The following is a 1597-nucleotide window of genomic DNA, read 5'->3' on the forward strand; positions in this document are numbered from 1 at the left end:
CATGGCCCAGAAGACCGCCTCCAAGATGCCCGTACAGCAGTTGCTGGAACCCCTGCCGGTGGAACTCACGCCGCTGCAGATGAGCACGCTGGAGGAGGCGTTGGACGACCTGGCCGCGCTGGGGTTTGACATAGAGCCGTTTGGCGGCGAGACGTGCCTGGTTCGGGCGGTGCCGGCGGATGTGGCGGCCGGCGACATCCCGACGGTGCTGCGGGACACGCTCAACGAACTGGGGCAGGAACCGCCGCCCCCCGTGCAGGGCCACAGGGTAACGGCGGTAGTGGCCTGCCATGCGGCGATTCGCGCCGGCAAGACTTTGACGCCGGAAGAAATGCGGGCGCTGGTGGAGCAGTTGGAGCAATCGGCGTTGCCGCGCACCTGCCCCCACGGCCGCCCCACCGTGCTGCACCTGAGCATGGGGCTGCTCGCGCGGGAGTTCGGGCGATGAGACGCACGGCAGAGATCGCTGATGACGCAGAGGAGACACCAAGGCAGGCACCTACGAGGCCCGAGGGTGGGCCGTCAGAACGTGCAGAGGACATCGTCAGGGCAGGCTACAACGCCATTGCCGTAGCCTATACGGAGGATCGTCGCGAGGACTCGGATGATGTGCGACTCTTGGCCGAACTGGCGCGGCGACTGCCGAGGGGCGCGAAGGTGCTGGATGCCGGTTGCGGCGCGGGCGTGCCCATAACGCGCATCCTTGCGCAGAGATTTGAGGTTACGGGCGTGGACTTCTCGGCGGCGCAGATTGCCCTGGCCCGCGAGAATGTACCCCAAGCGCGGTTCTTCTGCCGAGACATCACGCAATTGGATTTCCCCGATGGCTCGTTTGACGCCATCGTGTCCTACTACGCCATTATTCATGTTCGGCGAGAGTCGCACCGCCCGCTGCTGGAGAACTTCCGCCGCATGTTGAAACCCGGGGGATGGGCGCTGCTGTGCCTAGGGGCAAACGACCTGCCCGACTATGAGGACAACTTCATGGGCGCGCCGATGTACTGGAGTCACTACGACACGGATACCTACCTGGACATGCTCTCGGAGTGCGGATTCGCCGTGGAGTGGCACAGGCTTGTGCCCGACAGCCTGGACACGAGCGAGTCTGTGCACCTCTTCGTGCTGGCGCAGAGATCTGGATGAGCCTGGCTCGCTACGGGTGGCCCCCCGTTCGCTTCGGCGGTTTCTTCCGCCCGTCCCAGAAGTGGAACAGCGTCAGGATGGGGTGGCGGTACGACATGCGCGGGCCTGCGTAGCGCATGACGGCGCGGATGCGCTCGCGCATGTCGGGCTTGTAGCAGTGGACCGGACAGTTGGCGCAGGTGGGCTTGTCCGCGCCAAACCGACACCTCTCCAGCCGCTCCTCGGCGTAGGCCAGCAACTCCTCGCAGTCGGCACACAGGTCGCCGCGCGTGCCGTGTTGCCCGCGACAGTAGATGCGGATCATCGCTTCCACCGTCTTGCGTTCGCGCGCAATCCGCGCCGGACGCTTGCCTTGCATTCCCCCACGAACCTCGGACCTTGCGGAATATACGGCTTGGTCCTCTATTTTGTGTTGGTGCGCAGGTGGGAAGCCCGTCCGGAAGTGCGTCGCACC

General features: G+C 65.3%; 3 protein-coding genes and 1 pseudogene (1 of these 4 cut by a window edge). 3 read left to right on the forward strand and 1 reads right to left on the reverse strand.

The genetic code is table 11. The features are described from left to right. The 3 genes and pseudogenes from mutL to H5T65_13695 form a co-directional block, all read left to right on the forward strand. Positions 1 to 129: pseudogene (mutL, locus tag H5T65_13685) on the forward strand (DNA mismatch repair endonuclease MutL); it begins 1287 nt to the left of the window's first position. After that, positions 41 to 448, forward strand: a complete 408-nt coding sequence (locus tag H5T65_13690) for a hypothetical protein (GenBank protein MBC7260281.1) — start codon at positions 41 to 43, stop codon at positions 446 to 448. The pseudogene mutL and the gene H5T65_13690 overlap by 89 nt, the downstream one beginning before the upstream one ends. Beyond that, on the forward strand, positions 445 to 1143 hold the full coding sequence (locus H5T65_13695; GenBank protein MBC7260282.1) for a class I SAM-dependent methyltransferase: 699 nt from the start codon (positions 445 to 447) through the stop codon (positions 1141 to 1143). The genes H5T65_13690 and H5T65_13695 overlap by 4 nt, the downstream gene beginning before the upstream one ends. 10 nt (positions 1144 to 1153) lie before the next feature. On the opposite strand, the gene H5T65_13700 is transcribed toward H5T65_13695, so the two are convergent. Next, complete coding sequence (locus H5T65_13700) at positions 1154 to 1501, reverse strand: nitrous oxide-stimulated promoter family protein (GenBank protein ID MBC7260283.1); 348 nt, start codon at positions 1499 to 1501, stop codon at positions 1154 to 1156. Positions 1502 to 1597: the final 96 nt, after the last annotated feature.

The sequence above is a fragment of the Chloroflexota bacterium genome, from assembly GCA_014360805.1.
Taxonomy (GTDB): domain Bacteria; phylum Chloroflexota; class Anaerolineae; order DTLA01; family DTLA01; genus DTLA01.